This is a genomic window from Caulobacter segnis (genome assembly GCF_019931575.1).
Classification (GTDB): domain Bacteria; phylum Pseudomonadota; class Alphaproteobacteria; order Caulobacterales; family Caulobacteraceae; genus Caulobacter; species Caulobacter segnis_C.
On sequence record NZ_CP082923.1, the window covers coordinates 2,442,219 to 2,458,061 of the forward strand.

Genomic DNA, 15,843 nt, shown 5'->3' on the forward strand with positions numbered 1-15,843 from the left:
TCTCTAGGGAATGGGAACGGGGGCCGCGTTGAGCGGCGGGGCCTGGCAGGTCCGGGCCACGAACTCGGCATGGCTGGGCATGACGTTCAGGCACTTGCCGATCACCGTTTCGATGTTGGCGAGATGGGCTGCGATGGCCTCGTCCGACTGGACGCGGACCAGCGGGTCATAGCCGCGCGGGATCACGCCCTGGCCCAGGAACACCTGGATCCAGCTCTCCTCGGTGAAGAGTTCGTCGTCCTCGCGGAACACCCGGCCGTTGGCGGCGAACAGGTCCATCTTCCGCTGCAGCGTCGCGGGGACCTCCATGTCGCGGCAGGAACGCCAGAATGGCGTGTCGTCGCGCTGGGTGGCCTTGTAGTGCAGGATGATGAAGTCGCGGATGCGCTCGTACTCGAAGTCGCTCTGGCGATTGAACTCGTCGACATTGGCCTGGTCGAAGCCGCCGTCCGGCAGCAGGCGAACCATGCGGATCACGGCCGACTGGATCAGGTGCAGGCTGGTCGACTCCAGGGGCTCCATGAAGCCGCTGGCCAGACCCACCGAGACGCAGTTCTTGTTCCAGATCTTCTTGCGTTTGCCGGTCGTGAAGCGGATGCGCAGCGGGTTGGCCCGCTGGGCGCCGTCCAGGTTCGACAACAAGACGCGCTCGGCTTCGTCGTCGTCGATGTATTTGGACGAATAGACGTGGCCGTTGCCGGTGCGGTGCTGCAGTGGGATGCGCCATTGCCAGCCGGCGTCGTGCGCTGTCGAGCGGGTATAGGGCGTGAAGTGCTCTGAGCGCTCGGTCGGCACGGCGATGGCCCGGTCGCAGGGCAGCCAGTGTGTCCAATCCTCATAGCCCGTCTTCAGCGCCTGCTCGATGATCAGCCCCCGGAAGCCCGAGCAATCGACGAAGAAGTCGGCGGCGATCACCTCGCCGTCGTCCATGGTCACCGACTGGACGAAGCCGTCCTGCGGCCGCAGCGTCACGTCGACGATCTTGCCCTCGCGCCGCTTGACGCCGCGCGCTTGGGCGTAGGTCGACAGGTGCTTGGCGTAGAGGCCAGCGTCGAAATGGAAGGCGTGGGCGATATGGCCGATCGGGGACTCGGCCATGTCCGCCCGGGCGCGCATGAACCTGTCGTTCAGCGCCATGGCGTTGTTGATCGACAGATCGTTGAAGTCGCCCGCGCGGCCCAACTCGCGCATGCGCAGCCAGTACTGGTGGACGCGCAGCCAGCCCAGGTCCTGGCCCAGCACGCCGAAGCCGTGCAGGTAGCTCTCACCCTTGCGGAACCAATCGCGGAACTGGATGCCCAGCTTGAAGGACCCCTGCGTCTTGCGCAGGAAGTCATCCTCGTCGAGGCCGAGCAGCTCGTTGAACTTCTTGATGGCGGGGATAGTCGCCTCCCCCACCCCGACCGTGCCGATCTCCTCGGACTCGACAAGGACGATCTCGTAGAGACCCTGGAACAGGCGCGAGCACAGCGCCGCCGTCATCCATCCGGCGGACCCGCCGCCGGCGATCAGAATTTTCTTGAGCGGTTGCAACCACCCGCCTCCCGTTGAGCGAAGGTCGGGGACGCCTTAGGCGCCCCCGCCTCCGATTGGTTCTTGCCTGGCGAGCCTGGCCGCGGGGGAGCGCGGCGAGCTCAGCCCTCTGCTTAGAACCGATAGTTCACGCCGAACAGGATCTGACGGCCGTACTTCTCGTAGGTCTCGGGCAGCGAGCCGCCGTCGCTGGTCTTGGTCCCGCCGTTGTCGAGGCCGAGGCGCGTGCGGTACGGGGAATCCGTCAGGTTGTTGACCTGCAGCAGCAGGCCCAGGTTCTGCAGCGGACCATCCTGGAAGGTGTAGCCGATCTGGGCGTCCACCTGCTTGTCGGCCAGGATCTCGGTGAAGCCGCGCGTGGCGTAGAGCTGCACGACCTCGCCCTTGAAGGCCGAGCGATACCGCTGGCTGATCCGCGCCTGGAAGCCGCCCCGCTCGTAGTAGCCCGTGATGTTGTACACGGTCTTCGAGAGCCCCGGGATCCGGACGGGATCCGTGCCGGTGGTCGGGTTCAGGTTCGACTTGGTCAGCGACAGGCTGCCCTGGACGCCCAGCCCCTTCAGCAGATCGGCGAATTGACCGAAGTCCATGGCGCCGCTGAATTCCAGGCCTTTCAGGTTACCGCCGTTGCCGTTGGCCGGCAGGGTGATCTGGCCCATCGGGTTGACGGTGGTGCCCGCCGGGATGCTGGCGCCGACCGGAATCGGGATCCCGGTGAAGTCGAACACGCCGGTCTGGTTGTAGATGTAGGTGTCGAGCTTCTTGTAGAAGGCCGCCACCGACAGATAGGTCGCGGGGCTGACGTACCATTCGTAGGCCAGGTCGGCGGCCTTCGCCATCCAGGGCTTCAGGTGCGGGTTGCCGCCCGAGGCCGACCACGGATTGACCGTCGTGCCCGGACCACACGGCTGGCTGGAGCAGACCAGCGAATTGAAGCCTGGCGTGACGTTGGCGCGCATGTCGTCCATGCGCGGGCGGGCCATGGTCTTGGACAGGGCGAAGCGCAGGCGATGTCCGCCGCCCAGGTCGTAGATCAGGTTCAGGCTGGGCAGGACGTCGGTGTAGTCGTCCTTGGCGTCGATCTTGGTCGGCACGATCGGCTGGCCCGAGGCCAGGCCGTTGATCACGACGCCGCTCGACTCCTGCTTCTGCTTGACCACCTGGACGCCCACATTGCCGCGCAGGTCGCCGGTCTGGAAGTTGGCGCGGGCGAAGAAGGTCGTGACCTCCTCGGTGATGTCCCAGTTCTTGTCGTAGTAGTTGGCGTCGAGGATCGGGGCCGCGTTGTAGTACTTCTTCCAGACGTCGCCGATCTTGACGCTGAGCACCTGGCCGAAGCCGGCGAAGCCCAGGCTGGTCGGATCGACCAGGTCCGCGGCGTCGACATAGACCTGCTGGCGACCGTTCTTCAGGAACAGGTCGTTGTCCGAGACGGTCTTGCCCTTGTCGCGCTTGGTGTAGTTCACGCCGCCCGACAGCTGGGTGATGAAGCCGTCCATCTCGTGCTCGAGCCGGATGTCGACGGCGGTGACGTCTTCCTTGACGCGCGGAAAGCGGATCGCGCCGTCGTGGCCCCAGCCGCCCCACGGGGCGCGGTCGCCCAGGGTGACCTTGCTGGCGTCGGCATAGTTCAGGCCTTCGTCATATTGCGAGAAGCCGTTGTCGGCGACCTTGAAGCCGATGGTGTCATAGGTGCGGCCCACGTCCGGCGTGGCGCCGGTCACGCCGCCGACGCCGCGGCCGTAGCCCGCGTACGTCTCCATGATCTGTTCCTTCCGCTTGTTAGAGGAATAGGACAGATCGGCGACCAGCCGGGTCTTCTCGGTCAGCTGAAACTCGTTGTTCAGGCCGGCGGAGAACAGCTGGTCCTGGCGAGTGTTGTAGTCGTTGCGCAGCTGCAGGACGCCGTGGTTCAGCGTGCCGCCGGCGGCGAATTTCGACCCGCCGATATCTTCGGTGGTCACCCCCGTGAAGGTGACTCCGTCGGCATAGGGGTTCGAGAACCACTGGGCGCCGCGCGTGACCTCGGTCTGCTTGAACGTTGAATAGTAGACGTCCAGCGTCGAGTGGATGCGGTCGTTGGGCTTGTACTCGAAGATGCCGATGACGGCGTCGCGCTTGTTGTTGCGCGACGTGGCGAAGATCTCCTGCCCGTTCAGCATCAGCACGCCGTCGGCGCTGTCCGGCGAGGTCGACTCGGCCGGGAAGGCCTCGTAGCCGTAAGCCTTGTAGTGCTTCACCTGCGAGGGCGAATCCAGGTGAGCGTAGCCGAGGGCCACGCCGATGGTGTCGTCGGCGAACTGGTTGATGTAGCTGGCGCTGAAGCGGCCGCCCACGTTGTGGGAGTCGTCGTTCAGCTTCTTGCCCGAGGTCTTCTCGCCGCGAAGGTTCACGGCCAGGGCGCGCTTGCCGAATTCCAGAGGGCGCACGGTGCGCAGGTCGGCGGTGCCCGACAGGCCCATGCCCGAGACCTGGGCGTCCGGCGTCTTGTAGATCACGACGCTGGACAGCAGCTCCGACGGATACTGGTCGAACTCGACGGCGCGGTTGTCACCCGAGCTGGCCTGCTGGCGGCCGTTCAGCAGCGTGGTGGTGAAGTCCGGCGCCAGGCCGCGGATCGAGATCACCTGGGCGCGGCCGTTCACGCGCTGGGCGGCCAGGCCCGGCAGGCGGGCGATAGACTCGGCGATCGAGACGTCCGGCAGCTTGCCGATGTCCTCGGCCGACACGGCTTCGACGATCGAGGTCTCGTTCTTCTTGATGTTGATGGAGTTCTGGATGCCGGCCCGGATGCCGGTGACCACGATGGCCTCGACGGTGTCGTCCTCGGCCTTCGGCGCCTGGTCGGCGGACTGCGCCCAGGCCGCGCCCGGCCCGGCGATCGCCAGGGTGATCGCGGCGGCCGAAGCCGTGGCGTAGAATCGCTGAATGGACGGACGCGCGCCGCTCGTCGTGCGGTTTCGCATGAGCTCTCCCCTCTGAACTCGCCCTCTGAGCAGGGCGATGTCTTGTTCTTGTTCCAGTCAGCGTAGCTGTGGAAGCGCTTCCATGGAAGCGCTTCCAATTGCTCCCGACGCGACAACGTTGTCAAGGCGGAAACAAACCGGACCCTGGGAGTCTTTACCGCGCCGTGGTGGTCTGGCGTGACACGACCGCGTGTTCGAGCTGTTCGAAGACGGGTTCGGGCGCGAGATTGGCGCCGGTCAGCCGGGCCACTAGGAGCTCGACGGCGCGCTGGCCCAGCACCTTCACGGGCTGGTGCACGGTGGTCAGCGGCGGCCAGACGATCGCGGCGACGGGAGCGTCGTCGAAGCCGGTGATCGACAGGTCGGCGGGGATGCTGAGGCCCCGCGCATGAGCGGCTGACAGCACGCCGGCGGCCATGTCGTCATTGGCGCAGACCAGCGCCGTCGGCTTCAGCGGATGGTCCAGCAGTTGCGGCGCCAGGTGGGTGCCGGACCGGAAGGTGAAGTCGCCGCGCAGGACGACGCAGTCGCCCTCCCCCAGCCCCTGCTCGGCCAGGGCGCGCTGGAAACCCCTCAGGCGACGGTCGGCCGAAAGGTGGCCCTCGAGGCCGGCGATGAAGCCGAACCGGCGGTGGCCCAGGCGGAGCAACTCGCGGGTGACGTCGTAGCCGCCGGCCTCGTCGTCGACCCCGACCCCGTCGGCCTTGCCCTTGCCCGGACCGCCGGGCGACACCGTCACGACCTTGCAGCCCTGGGCCAGGGCGGCCTCGATCAGGGCGACGTCGTCGCTGTAGGGCGGCGACAGGATCAGGCCCTCGCAGCGCTGGGTGGTGATCAGGTCCAGGATCCGCTTCTGACGGTCGGGGGTTTGCTGCGGCACGTTCTGGACCAGGACCTGGTAGCCGAGAGCCAGACAGGCGCGCAGGGCGCCCAGCTCCAGGGCGGATTCGTAATACGAGTTCGGCTCGTTGTCGGGATCCGAGGCGAAGACGAAGGCCAGCAGCCGGCTGGCGCCGCCCGCCAGGCTGCGGGCCTGCGGATTGACCTTGTAGTCCAGCTGCTCGACCGCCTGCATGACGCGGGCGCGGACCTCGTCGCGCACGTTGGGACCGCCGTTGAGCACCCGAGACACCGTCACGCGCGCCACGCCCGACAGCCGGGCGACGTCGTCGATGGTGGGTCTCTTGCTCGTCAAATCACGCTCCCTCAGACGGGCCGGAAGATGGTCAGGAAAACCGCGCAACACAAGCGATTCAACCGGAGCGCTTCCAGAGTGACGCCTTATCGGTCCGACCAGTGCATCCATATTGGCATGACCAATAATTGACAAGCTGGGAGATTGGCCAGATATCTTCGCAAACCGCTCGCGGAGTTGGCGGGCGAAAAGCTTGGGGAGATCGCCTTGAAGACCATCTGGCTGGCCGCCTGCGCCCTGTCCGCCGTCGCGTCCGCGGCCCACGCCGCCGATTCCGCCTTGCTGGGGCCCTCGTTCGGCAAGGGGCCCGTCGCCCCCGCCCTGTCGGAGATGATCGTCTCGCGCGCCACGGCAAACCTCGACCGACCGCCGGGCGCCATCCCCCACGCGCACACCGAAGGCACCCTGCCGGGCAAGGGCATCCGCGAGATCAGCCTCAAGGCGCGGGAAGACCAGCCGATCGTGCTGAACTTCGCCATCGCCTATCGCCTGACGGGCGATCACCAGTTCCTCGACGCGACCGGCCGCTATCTGGAGAACTGGGCCGACATCTACCAGATCTCGTTCAACCCGATCGACGAGACCGGTTTCGACACACTGCTGATGGCCTACGACCTGACCGAGGACGACCTCCCCGCCCCGGTCCGCGCCAAGGTCGACGCGTTCTGGCGCAAGATGGCGGTCGGCTATCTCGACGCCATGGACGCGGGACCAAGGAACGCCAACACCAACTGGCAGAGCCACCGGGTCAAGCTCGCGACCATGGCGGCCTTCCAGACCGGCGACGCGGCGATCATCGATCGCGCCCGCAAGGCCTATGAGAAGCAGGTAACCGTCAACCTGCTGCCCGACGGCAGCATGTTCGACTTCCATGAGCGAGACGCCCTGCACTACGTCACCTACAACCTCGACCCGCTGATGATGGCGGCGCTCTCGGCCCAGGCGCACGGCCAGGACTGGTTCGCCTGGAAGAGCTCGACCGGCGCCAGCCTGCCCCGCTCCCTTGACTGGCTGGCGGCCTATGCGCGGGGCGACAAGACCCACATCGAGTTCGCCAACTCCAAGATCCAGTTCGACCGCGACCGCGCCGCCGCCGGCCAGAAGGAGTACGCGCCACACCCATGGGACGTCGGCAACGGCGTCTCGACCTACAGCCTGGCCAGCCTGCTGGACGGCAAGCACCTGGCACTGCGCGACGACCTGGTGAAGCGCACCGGCAAGCGCCCGCCCGTCTGGACCGAGATCCAGCGCGCCTCGAAACGCTGACCCGGTCCGGTTGACCCCGCTTCTCCCGTCTGTCCCAATCGAGGCGGGAGAACCTGATGACTCGTAACAACCGCATCCTGGTCGGCGCCGGCGTGGGCGTGCTCGCCGCCTTCCTGATCGCCGCCTATTTCGTCTCGCCAATCATCGCCCTGCATGGCCTGACCACGGCGGCCAAGGCCGGCGACCGCGCCAAGCTGGAACGCAGCATCGATTTCCCCGCCGTCCGCGAGAGCCTGAAGTCGCAGCTCAAGGCGGTGATGACCCGGTCCATCGCCGACGACCCCAAGCTGCGCGACAACCCGTTCGCGGCGCTGGGCCAGATGCTGCTGGTCGGCGTGATCGACAAGGCGGTGGACGCCTACGCCACCCCGGACGCCATCGCCGAGATGGTGGCCACCAACAAGGCCCCGGAACGCATCTCGACGGACGCGCCTCCGCCGCCGGTCGAGCAACCCAAGCCGAAGGCCAAGTCGACCACCGAGGCCCACTACGCCTACCAGGGCCTGAACCACTTCCACGCCGCTTATCGCGACAAGGCCGACCAGCCCGGCGACGAACTGGGCCTGGTCCTGGAGCGACGCGGCCTCTTCACCTGGAAGCTGGTCAAGATCGAGTTGCCGCCGAACCTCGGCCGCTAGTCGAGCGCCCAGTCGACCGTCGAGCCCTCGTAACAGTCGACACCCCGGCCGATGCCGGCGACAGCCGCGCTCATCGCGCCGCCGCGTTCCAGCGCCGCGTCCGCCAGCGCCACCATCAAGATGTTGGGCGTCGCCTCCGGGCTGGCCGCGCGCAGCTGCGCCGCCAAGATCGCTTCCTCGCCCTTCGGTCGAACCGCGCAGGCCAGGATGTAGGCCGCCGCCGTCGAGCGGCTGACGCCAGCGTGGCAGTGGATCAGCAGGGTCGGCGTTTCCCGTAGCGCCAGGATCGCCGCGATGTCCGCCGCCGAGGGCATGACCAGGCCAGGCCGCGCCTCGACGATGTCGTTGAACCGCAACAGCGTGCGGGGCGCGCTCGGCGGCGGATTCTCGGCGTCGGGCGAGACCAGGGTCAGGACGTGGTCGACCGGCGCGCTGGCCAGCAGGCGCTCCACGGCCGTGACCGGACCGACCAGCAGCCTCATGCCAGCGCCGCCACGCCCAGCAGGAAGCCCAGCTCGAACACCTGCTCGATCGCGCCCAGGACATCGCCGGTGTGGCCGCCGATCAGGCGCTTGGCCAGAGCCGCCATGAGGATCGCCAGGAGGGCGCCGCCCGCCACGCCGGCCAGGGCCGCGCCGGGCGGTAGAAAGGCCAGCGGCCAGGCGGCGAACAGCAACGCCGCGAGGACCTCGCCGGGACGGACGCCCTGGGGCACGGGCTTCCACTTCCCCGCCTCGCCCTGGGGCGCGTAGGGCGTGGCGCGCATGGCGACGACGGCCGCCGCGCGTCCCAGGCCATGGGCCGCCAGCAGGGCGACGGCGGCGGTCAGAACTGGCGTCGAGGTCAACACCGCGCCCTTGGTCGCCAGGATCAGCCCCAGGGCGCAGACGCCATAGGTCCCGACCCGACTATCCTTCATGATCTCCAGGCGCCGCGCCGGCGTCTGCCCGCCGCCCAGCCCATCGGCGGTGTCGGCCAGGCCATCCTCATGGAAGGCGCCGGTGATCAGCAGCCCGACCGCGATGGCCAGGACCGCCGCGACCGCGCCGCCCCAGACCCGCTCGGCCCCGATCAGCACCAGGGCGCTGACCAGGCCCACGCCCTGCCCGACCAGCGGAAAATAGCGCGCCGAGCGGGTGATCCAGTCGGGTTCGAAGGTCGAAAGGTTCGGCGTGGGAACGCGCGTCAGGAACTGCACGGCGCACAGCAGCAGCCGGATCTGGTGGCGCGCCCAGCCCATGATCAGAGGCGGCCGCTCAGGACGTCGTCCAGGCTGGCGACGTCGCTTAGCAGCCGCGAGGCGGCGCGGACGATCGGCAGGGCCAGCAGCGCGCCGGTGCCTTCGCCCAGGCGCAGGTCCAGATGCAGCAGCGGCGAGGCGTCGAGCGCCCGCAACATCCCCTGATGTCCGCGCTCGGCGGACTGGTGGCAGAACACGCAGTAGTCCTTGGCCGCCGGGCTCAACCGGATGGCCGCCAGGGCCGCGGCCGAGACGATGAAGCCGTCGATCAGCACCGGAACCCGCGCGGCCGCCGCGCCCAGCACAGCCCCGGCCATCATCGCGATCTCCAGGCCGCCGAACTCAGCCAGCACGGCCTCGGGCGCCGTGGCGTCGGCGCGGGCGGCCGCCCGTTCCAGCGTCGCCAGCTTTCGCGCCAGGCCCGCGTCGTCATGACCCGTCCCGCGCCCGACGCAGTCCGCCAGCGGCGCCGGCGCCAGCCGGTGCATGACCAGGGCCGCCGAGGCGGTGTTGCCGATGCCCATCTCGCCCAGCGCCAGGACCTCGAAGCCCTCGGCGATCGCCTCCCGCGCGACCTGCGCGCCGCGTTCCAGCGCCTGGGCGACCTCGTCGGGCGTCAGGGCCGGCTCGACGGCGGCGTTGCGGGTTCCGCGCCGGACCTTCCGGTCCAGCAGGGCGCGATGTGGCGGCAGGTCGGCGTCGACCCCGGCGTCGACCTGCCGCAGCTCGGCGCCGACCGCGTTGGCGAAGGCGTTGGCGCTGGCCTTGCCCGCCAGGAAGGTCGCGACCATGGCCTGGGTCACGCTGGACGGATAGGCCGACACGCCCTCGGCGGTCAGGCCGTGATCACCGGCGAAGACCAGCAGCAGCGCCTTGTCGAAGGCCGGCGGCGATCCCCCGGCGATCAGGCCCAGTTGGACCGCGAGGTCTTCCACCCGTCCCAGCGCGCCCGGCGGCTTGGCCTTGCCGTCGAGCAGAGCGCGCCAGGTCGCCGCGCCGGCCGTGTCGACCGGGATCACAGGAGGTAGGTTCATCGGGAGGACTCCAGGCCCGCCAGGCGCATGAGGGCGGGAATGTCGAAGGATCGTTCGAGCACGGCGGCGATCTCGTCCAGCGCCTGGTCGACGCGGACCGTCTGGTCCTGGCCCTCGGCCGTCGCGCCGAGTTCGGCCAGCAGCTCGGCCCGCGCCTCGCCGCTATCGAACAGGCCGTGGACGTAGCAGCCCTTGACCCGGCCATCGGCCGACCGGGCGCCGTCCGTCGCGCCGTCGTCGAAGGTCAGCATCGGGGCGACCGCGCCGGCGGTGCGGCCGACGTGCATCTCGTAGCCCTCGAACCGCGCGCCGTCCGGCAGTCGCCCCGTAACGGGACGCAGGGTCTTGTCGCCGGTCATCACCGTCTCGACGTCCAGCAGGCCCAGCCCCTCGATCGAGTCCGGCGCGCCCTCGACGCCGTCGGGATCCGACAGTCGTCGGCCCAGCATCTGATAGCCGCCGCAGACGCCCAGCACCCGCCCGCCGCGCCGGACGTGGGCCGCGAGGTCGATGTCCCAGCCCTGGGCGCGCAGGAAGGCCAGGTCGGCCAGGGTCGCCTTGGTGCCGGGCAGGATGACGAGGTCGGCGTCGCCGGGCAGCGGCGTTCCGGGCGGGACGAAGGTGAACGCGACCTCCGGCTCGGCGCGCAGGGCGTCGAACTCGTCGAAATTGGCGATCCGCGACAACATCGGCACGACGATCCGCACCTTGCGGCGATCGGCGCTGGCGGCCTGGTCCAGCACCACGGCGTCCTCGGCCGGCAACCGTCGCGCTGCCGCTAGCCAGGGCGCCATGCCCAGGTCTGGCCAGCCGGTGCGCCGGACGATCTCGGCGCGGCCGTCCTGGAACAGGGCGGGATCGCCCCGGAACTTGTTGATCAGGAAGCCCCGCACCATGGCGCGATCCCCGTCGTCGAGCACGGCGTGCGCCCCGACCAGGGCGGCGATCACGTGGCCCCGATCGATGTCGCCGACCAGCACCACCGGGACGTCGACGGCGCGGGCGAAGCCCATGTTGGCGATGTCGCCGGCGCGCAGGTTGATCTCGGCCGGGCTGCCGGCGCCCTCGACGATGACGAGGTCACATTCGGCTTCCAGTCGACGGAAGCTCTCGACGACGGTGTCCAGCAGCGCCGCCTTGCGCTCCTGATAGCCGCGCGCCTTCCAGGTTCCGGCCATCTTGCCGCGCACCACCAGCTGGGCGCCGACGTCGCTCTGAGGCTTCAGCAGCACCGGGTTCATGTCGACCGTCGGCGGCGTACGGCAGGCGACGGCTTGCAACGCCTGGGCGCGGCCGATCTCGCCGCCATCGGCGGTGACGGCGGCGTTGTTGGACATGTTCTGCGGCTTGAACGGCCGGACCGTCAGGCCGCGATTGGCGAACAGCCGGCAGAGCCCGGCCACCAGCACCGACTTGCCGACGTCGGAACCGCATCCCTGGATCATCAGCGCGGCCATGCGAATCCTCCCAGCAGGAGCATCAGCCACAGGATCCCGCAGGCAAGCAGATAGACCTTCAGGGCGCGGTCGAGGTCCTCCGCCACGGGCGCCCCGCCCTCGCCCAGCACCGGCCGTTCCGAGCGAACGCCATCGTACCAGGCCGCGCCGCCCAGCCTGACGCCCAGCGCGCCGGCCATCGCCGCCTCGGGCCAGCCGGCGTTGGGCGAGGCGTGTTTGCGGGCGTCGCGCAGCATGATCACCGCCCCGCCCTTCCCCGCCAGCGCCACCAGGCCGCCGGCCAAGCGGGCCGGAATCCAGTTCAGCACGTCGTCGGCCCTTGCCGAGGCCCAGCCGAACGCCCGCCAGCGGGGCTCGCGATGGCCGATCAGGCTGTCGGCGGTGTTGACCGCCTTGTAGACGAACAGGCCCGGCAGGCCGCCGACCACGAACCAGAACAGCGGCGCGACCACGCCGTCGTTGAAGCTTTCGGCCAGGCTCTCGATCGCGGCGGCGGCGACGCCGGCCTCATCGAGCCGCTGCGCATCGCGGCCGACGATCTTGCCGACGGCGAACCGGGCCGCGCCCAGGTCGCCGGCGCTCAACGGCTTGGCGACCGCGCGGACATGGTCCCACAGGCTGCGCTGCGCCAGGCCCAGCCAGCCGACGGCCACGACGGCCCACGCGCCGCCGAACCGCGTGATCAGCCACCCCGCGCCGCCGCTGACCGCGATGATCGTCAGCAGGGTCATGACGCCGAACACGCGCCGCAGCGCCTCGCCGAACACGGCCTGGTTCAGCATCTGCTCGAGACGCGAGATCAGAGCGCCGATCCAGGCCACGGGATGGGGGACGCGCCGATGCAGCGCCTCCGGATAGCCGATGGCGGCCTCCAGGGCGGCGGCGGCCAGCACGATCCAGGGACTAGCTGACACGGCCCAGCACTTCGATCAGCGGGCCGATCTCGCCGGTGTGGCGACGGATCAGCACGCCGTAGACGTCCGACAGGATCTCGGGCGCCAGGGCGATCTCCGGCGCGGCGTCGATCGCCAAGGCGCCGTCGCTGAGCACCAGCACCCGGTCGGCGAAGCGCGCGGCCAGGTTCAGGTCGTGCAGGGTGACGATCACGCCCTTGCCCTGGTCGTGCGCCATCCGCCGGAACAGGGCCAGGGCGTCCAGCGCGTGGCCGGGGTCCAGCCCCGTCAGCGGCTCGTCGGCCAGCAGCCAGTCGGTCTCGCCGGCCAGGGCCCGGGCGATCAGGGCGCGCGCGCGCTCGCCGCCGGACATCCGGGTGATGGGACGATCGACGAAGGCCTCGAGCCCGGCCGCGGCGATGGCGGCGTCGATCGCCGCCCGGTCGCCGTCGCTGGGGCCGAAGGCGCCCAGGTGCGGCGTGCGCCCCAGGCCGACGAAGGCGCGGATGTCGACGTCCCAGGCGATCTCGGGCGTCTGGGCCAGGAAGGCGATGCGTCGCGCCCGCGCCCGGCCGGGCAAGGCCGCGACCGGCGTTCCGTCCAGGACGGCCGCTCCGGCGTCCGGCTTCAGCAGGCCGGCCAGGCAGGCCAGCAGGGTCGACTTGCCGGCCCCGTTGGGGCCGACGATGGCGATCACCTGGCCCTTGTCGAACCGCGCGGAGATCCCGCGCAGGATCGGGCGTTCGCCGAAGCGGATCGCGAGGTCGCTCGCGCGCAGGCCTTGTTCGGTGCTCATGCCAGCCTCCGTCGCATCGAGATCAGCATGGCCAGGAAGAATGGTCCGCCCAGCGCGGCCATGGCGACGCTGAGCTTGATCTCGCTGGCCGCCGGGGTCATCCGCACCAGGACGTCGGCCGCCAGGGTCAGGGCCGCGCCGCCCAGGAACGACGGCAGCAGCACGGCGCTGGGCTTGGAGCCCAGCAGCGGTCGCAGCAGGTGCGGGGTGATCAGGCCGACGAAGCTGATGACGCCGGTCACCGCCACGCTGGACCCGACCGCCACGGCGACGCCGACGGCCATCAGCAGCCGGGTTCGAGACAGGTCCACGCCCAGCGACCTGGCGCCCTGCTCGCCCAGGGTCAGGGCGTCCAGCGACCGGCCAAGGGTCAGCAGCAGCAGCCCGCCGACGACCACGCCCGGCGCGGCCAGCCTGACCTCCTCGACGCTGCGGTCGGCCAGCGAGCCCAGCAGCCAGTTGACGATCTCGTTCACCGCCCACGGATTGGGAGCGAGGTTCAGGGCCAGGGCGATGCCAGCGCCGCAGACGGTCTGGATGATGAAGCCGGCCAGGATGAAGGTGACGATGCTGGAGGTGATCCCCGCCAGGCTCAGCAGCACGGCGACGCCGACGCCCGCCCCGACCATGGCGGCCAGCGGCAAGATCCAGTGCGCCTCGCCCGCCGCGCCCAGATACAGCGTCAGCACCGCGCCCAGCGCGGCCGCGGCCGACACGCCGAGCGCGCCGGGATCGGCCAGCGGGTTGCGGGTGTAGCCCTGCAACGCCGCGCCGCTGAGGCCCAGGGCCCCGCCGACCAGGATGGCCAGGATGGTGCGCGGCAGGCGCAGACCGAAGACGATGGCCCAGCGCGGGTCCTGGCCGTGCGAGATCCAGGCGCTCCACGGCGTCCAGACGCGGCCGGCGCATAGGCTGACGCCGAACAGGACGACCAGCAGCGCCGCCAGGACGCCGCAGACCATCCAGGGTGACTTGGCGGACTTCATGCGCCCTCCTTCAGCGCCTGGGCGCGGGCTCTGGCCATGGCGGCGGCGGTGTCGATCAGGACCGGGCCGCCGCAATAGAGCAGCTTCTCGGGCATGCGGACCTGGCGCATCTGGCCGGCGACGGCCTTCAGGGCCGGATGGGTCATGATCCGGTCGGCCCAGCTACGGGCGCCGGGCGCGGGCTCGCCGACCAGCAGAACTTGCGGCGGATCGGCCAGCAGCCGCTCCAGCGGAACATTGCCCCAGGTCCTGAGGCCGAAACGCCGGGCGACGTTGTCAAAGCCGGCGTGCTCCATCACCTCGTCGACCAGGGTGCCCGGACCGGCCGCGAAGCCGTTCGGCTGGTAGATCAGAGCGCTCAGCCGCCGCACGTCCGGCGCGGGCGTGGCCGCCGCGATCGCCGCCTGGATCCGCGCGACCAGGGCCTCGCCCCGGTCGGCATGGCCTATCAGTCTGGCCATCCTGCGCACCTGGGCCAGGCTCTCGTCGACCGACTTGGGCACCTTGAAGCGCTGCACCGGCACGTCCAGCCGCTTGAGGGCGTTGCGGGTGGCCAGGGCCGAGTGCTGGCTTGCCAGGACGAGGTCGGGGCGCAGGGCGATGACCTCCTCGGCGCTCTCCCAGGTGAACGGCAGGGTCCTGGCCTGGGCCGCCACGGTCGAGCCGTGCGCCTCTCGGGCGTAGTGGCTGAGGGCGGCGATCTGGTTTCGATCGGCCAGGTGGACCAGCATTGCGTCCAGGCAGCTGTTCAGCGAGACGATCCGGCGCGGGGCCGGTGTCGCGCCCGCCGTCATCGCCAGGGCGCCAGCAATGACCTCGCGCCGGTTCATGACCGCACCGCCTGAAGGACTTCTTCGAAGCGCCTGAAATCGTTGCGGGAAGGCAGGCCGAACCTCAGCCGGTCGGGCCGATCGGCGAACGGCCGGGTCAGCACGCCCAGGCCGCACAACCGCGTGAACAGGTCATGGGCGTCGGCGACCTCGACCAGGCGGAAGAGATCGCAGCCCCCGACGGTCTGCAGGCCCACGTCGGCCAGGACCGCGTCGACCTCGCGGGCGCGGGCGGCCAGCGTGGCGCGGGTCGAAGCCCTCCAGGCCTCGTCGGCATAGGCGCCCAGGCCCAGCGCCAGCGCGTCGGCGCCGACCGGCCAGTCGCCTATAAGCGCGCGAATATTCCGCCCGAACATCTTGTTTCCAATGGTGAAACCCAGTCTCGCTCCAGGCAGGCCGTAGAACTTGCCGAACGACCGCAGCGTCACCAACCGGTCGATCTCGAGATCCGCCACGCTAAGCTCGGGCGCAACCTCGACGAAGGACTCGTCGACGACCGTCCAGAGCCCGCGATCCGACCGCTCGACCGCCAGCTCCGCTAGGACCTCGCGTTCGATCCGGCGACCATCGGGATTGTTGGGATTGACCACGATCAGCACGTCGGCGCGCGCGATCCTCGGATCGTCCAGCGTGGCGACCAGGCTGGGCGACGCCGGGCCCCAGGCCTCGAGATGGCCGCCATAGATCGGCGCCAGCAGCGCGACGCTACCGTTGTCGATCAGGCCCGGCAGCAACCGCAGCGCCGCCTCCGCGCCGGAGACCGCGACTACCCGGCCGGGATCGGCGACGCCGAACGCGCGAGCCGCCAAGGCCTCCAGATCGTTCAGCGCCTGGGGATCGGGCAGCCGCGTCAGGGCGTGCGCCGGCGCCCTCGGCCCGGACCACGGCTCGGGATTGATCCCGGTCGAGAGGTCGAGCCAAGGGCGCGGCGCGTCCGGATGAGCGGCCATCGCCTCGCGGAGACGGCCGCCGTGCCGGAAGGCGCCGATGGTGGGAACCGACGCCATGC

General features: G+C 70.0%; 14 protein-coding genes. 2 read left to right on the top strand and 12 right to left on the bottom strand.

The window, feature by feature from the left end; all coding sequences use genetic code 11:
• Positions 1-3: 3 nt before the first annotated feature.
• From K8940_RS11205 to K8940_RS11215, 3 genes are all read right to left on the bottom strand, one after another.
• Entirely contained in the window at positions 4-1,533 is a 1,530-nt protein-coding gene (locus K8940_RS11205; protein ID WP_223395521.1) for a tryptophan halogenase family protein, read from the bottom strand.
• Between the two features lie 113 nt (positions 1,534-1,646).
• Positions 1,647-4,499, bottom strand: a complete 2,853-nt coding sequence (locus tag K8940_RS11210; protein ID WP_223395522.1) for a TonB-dependent receptor — start codon at positions 4,497-4,499, stop codon at positions 1,647-1,649.
• Between the two features lie 154 nt (positions 4,500-4,653).
• A complete protein-coding gene (locus K8940_RS11215) occupies positions 4,654-5,694 on the bottom strand; it encodes a LacI family DNA-binding transcriptional regulator (RefSeq protein WP_223395524.1) in 1,041 nt (346 codons plus the stop codon).
• Positions 5,695-5,901: 207 nt separating this feature from the next.
• On the opposite strand from K8940_RS11215, the gene K8940_RS11220 reads away from it, so the two are divergent.
• Both K8940_RS11220 and K8940_RS11225 read left to right on the top strand, forming a co-directional pair.
• A complete protein-coding gene (locus K8940_RS11220; RefSeq protein ID WP_263285794.1) occupies positions 5,902-6,960 on the top strand; it encodes an alginate lyase family protein in 1,059 nt (352 codons plus the stop codon).
• A 56-nt stretch (positions 6,961-7,016) separates the two neighbouring features.
• Positions 7,017-7,598 (top strand): DUF2939 domain-containing protein, encoded by a 582-nt coding sequence (locus tag K8940_RS11225; protein WP_223395527.1) that lies wholly within the window; start codon positions 7,017-7,019, stop codon positions 7,596-7,598.
• Here the strand turns inward: K8940_RS11225 and K8940_RS11230 are convergent.
• The 9 genes from K8940_RS11230 to K8940_RS11270 are packed head-to-tail and all read right to left on the bottom strand — an operon-like array spanning position 7,595 to position 15,841.
• Entirely contained in the window at positions 7,595-8,080 is a 486-nt protein-coding gene (locus K8940_RS11230; protein WP_223395530.1) for a tyrosine phosphatase family protein, read from the bottom strand. The genes K8940_RS11225 and K8940_RS11230 overlap by 4 nt on opposite strands.
• Complete coding sequence (gene cobS / locus K8940_RS11235; RefSeq protein ID WP_223395532.1) at positions 8,077-8,838, bottom strand: adenosylcobinamide-GDP ribazoletransferase; 762 nt, start codon at positions 8,836-8,838, stop codon at positions 8,077-8,079. The genes K8940_RS11230 and cobS overlap by 4 nt, the downstream gene beginning before the upstream one ends.
• A 2-nt stretch (positions 8,839-8,840) precedes the next feature.
• Complete coding sequence (gene cobT, locus K8940_RS11240) at positions 8,841-9,872, bottom strand: nicotinate-nucleotide--dimethylbenzimidazole phosphoribosyltransferase (RefSeq protein ID WP_223395535.1); 1,032 nt, start codon at positions 9,870-9,872, stop codon at positions 8,841-8,843.
• The gene (locus K8940_RS11245) at positions 9,869-11,329 is read right to left on the bottom strand and encodes a cobyric acid synthase (protein ID WP_223395536.1); all 1,461 of its coding nucleotides are present in this window, start codon (positions 11,327-11,329) and stop codon (positions 9,869-9,871) included. The genes cobT and K8940_RS11245 overlap by 4 nt, the downstream gene beginning before the upstream one ends.
• On the bottom strand, positions 11,317-12,243 hold the full coding sequence (gene cbiB, locus K8940_RS11250; protein WP_223395538.1) for an adenosylcobinamide-phosphate synthase CbiB: 927 nt from the start codon (positions 12,241-12,243) through the stop codon (positions 11,317-11,319). Before cbiB ends, K8940_RS11245 begins: the two co-directional genes overlap by 13 nt.
• Positions 12,233-13,018 carry an ABC transporter ATP-binding protein gene (locus tag K8940_RS11255; protein WP_223395540.1) on the bottom strand — a complete coding sequence of 262 codons (786 nt, stop codon included), beginning with the start codon at positions 13,016-13,018 and terminating at the stop codon, positions 12,233-12,235. Before K8940_RS11255 ends, cbiB begins: the two co-directional genes overlap by 11 nt.
• Entirely contained in the window at positions 13,015-14,004 is a 990-nt protein-coding gene (locus K8940_RS11260; RefSeq protein ID WP_223395541.1) for a FecCD family ABC transporter permease, read from the bottom strand. Before K8940_RS11260 ends, K8940_RS11255 begins: the two co-directional genes overlap by 4 nt.
• On the bottom strand, positions 14,001-14,834 hold the full coding sequence (locus K8940_RS11265) for an ABC transporter substrate-binding protein (RefSeq protein ID WP_223395543.1): 834 nt from the start codon (positions 14,832-14,834) through the stop codon (positions 14,001-14,003). The genes K8940_RS11260 and K8940_RS11265 overlap by 4 nt, the downstream gene beginning before the upstream one ends.
• The gene (locus K8940_RS11270) at positions 14,831-15,841 is read right to left on the bottom strand and encodes a threonine-phosphate decarboxylase (RefSeq protein ID WP_223395545.1); all 1,011 of its coding nucleotides are present in this window, start codon (positions 15,839-15,841) and stop codon (positions 14,831-14,833) included. The genes K8940_RS11265 and K8940_RS11270 overlap by 4 nt, the downstream gene beginning before the upstream one ends.
• Between the last annotated feature and the right edge of the window lie 2 nt (positions 15,842-15,843).

Bases quoted from the DNA above. Each gene is read 5' to 3' on its own strand.
- K8940_RS11210 (WP_223395522.1), bottom strand. From the start codon at position 4,499: ATGCGAAACCGCACGACGAGCGGCGCGCGTCCGTCCATTCAGCGATTC.
- K8940_RS11225 (WP_223395527.1), top strand. From the start codon at position 7,017: ATGACTCGTAACAACCGCATCCTGGTCGGCGCCGGCGTGGGCGTGCTC.
- K8940_RS11230 (WP_223395530.1), bottom strand. From the start codon at position 8,080: ATGAGGCTGCTGGTCGGTCCGGTCACGGCCGTGGAGCGCCTGCTGGCC.
- cobS (WP_223395532.1), bottom strand. From the start codon at position 8,838: ATGGGCTGGGCGCGCCACCAGATCCGGCTGCTGCTGTGCGCCGTGCAG.
- cobT (WP_223395535.1), bottom strand. From the start codon at position 9,872: ATGAACCTACCTCCTGTGATCCCGGTCGACACGGCCGGCGCGGCGACC.
- K8940_RS11245 (WP_223395536.1), bottom strand. From the start codon at position 11,329: ATGGCCGCGCTGATGATCCAGGGATGCGGTTCCGACGTCGGCAAGTCG.
- K8940_RS11255 (WP_223395540.1), bottom strand. From the start codon at position 13,018: ATGAGCACCGAACAAGGCCTGCGCGCGAGCGACCTCGCGATCCGCTTC.
- K8940_RS11260 (WP_223395541.1), bottom strand. From the start codon at position 14,004: ATGAAGTCCGCCAAGTCACCCTGGATGGTCTGCGGCGTCCTGGCGGCG.
- K8940_RS11265 (WP_223395543.1), bottom strand. From the start codon at position 14,834: ATGAACCGGCGCGAGGTCATTGCTGGCGCCCTGGCGATGACGGCGGGC.
- K8940_RS11270 (WP_223395545.1), bottom strand. From the start codon at position 15,841: ATGGCGTCGGTTCCCACCATCGGCGCCTTCCGGCACGGCGGCCGTCTC.